This window comes from Mycobacterium bulgaricum, assembly GCF_041287165.2.
GTDB lineage: Bacteria > Actinomycetota > Actinomycetes > Mycobacteriales > Mycobacteriaceae > Mycobacterium > Mycobacterium bulgaricum.
Map to the genome: position 1 here is coordinate 1 of NZ_JBGGKV020000038.1, position 1029 is coordinate 1029.

Here is a 1029-nt window from a genome sequence, read left to right on the forward strand (position 1 = left end):
TGGTGGATGAGGCCGGGGTGGTGGCGCCTCCTGCTCCGGGTGGTCCCGGTGTGCCGTCGGGTGGTCCCGGTGGTGTGGTTACCCCTCCTGGTCCTGGTGCTCCGGGTGTGCCGGTGGTGGATGAGGCCGGGGTGGTGGCGCCTCCTGCTCCGGGTGGTCCCGGTGTGCCGTCGGGTGGTCCCGGTGGTGTGGTGACCCCTCCTGGTCCTGGCGCTCCGGGTGTGCCGGTGGTGGATGAGGCCGGGGTGGTGACGCCCCCTGCTCCGGGTGGTCCCGGTGTGCCGTCGGGTGAGCCCGGTGGTGTGGTGACCCCTCCCGGCCCGGGCGCCCCCGGTGCGCCGGCGGTGAACACCGTCGAAACCTTCTCTCCGCCGGCGCCTCCCGCGCCGGGGACACCGTCGTCAGGTTCCGTGGAGACGTTCTCTCCGCCCGCGCCTCCGTCGCCGGGAACCGGCACGAGTTCGAACGTCGAGATCTCGACGCCTCCGGCCCCGGGCGTGCCGGGCATCCCGTCCGGGGGTTCGACGCCCTTCACGACACCGCCAACCCCCGAGATCACGTTCAATCCGGCGAATTCGGGCATCGACATCGCCACCCCGCCCGGACCCGGCCTGCCGGGCGCACCGCTGGAGGCATCGGCCAACTTCGGGACCCCGCCCGCTCCTGGCGTTCCCGGTACACCAGTGAACACCTCGGTCGACGCCGCGGTGCCGGGCGGCATCGAGGTTCCCGCCGCGCCGATCGAGCGGTCGACGACCATCACGACGCCACCTACCCCCGGCGCGCCCGGCGCTCCTGCGAACGCAGCCGTCGACCTGGCGACGCCGCCTGCGCCGGGAGTCCCCGCCGCGCCGCTGAACGCGTCGGTCGAGGTGCCGACGCCGGGTGCTCCCGGTGCTCCGGGTGTGCCGGCGGTCGATCAGGCGGGCGTGGTGACGCCGCCAGCTCCTGGTGGTCCCGGTGGTGCTGCCGGTGGTCCCGGTGGTGTGGTGACCCCTCCTGGTCCTGGTGCTCCGGGTGTGCCGGTGG

2 pseudogenes are annotated in these 1029 nt (G+C 74.3%); both read left to right on the forward strand.

The annotated features are described in order from the left end of the window. Positions 1 to 195: pseudogene (locus ACAG24_RS29460) on the forward strand (hypothetical protein); the annotation flags it as partial. Next, positions 192 to 1029, forward strand: a pseudogene (locus ACAG24_RS29465) (hypothetical protein); the annotation flags it as partial. The pseudogenes ACAG24_RS29460 and ACAG24_RS29465, both read left to right, overlap by 4 nt.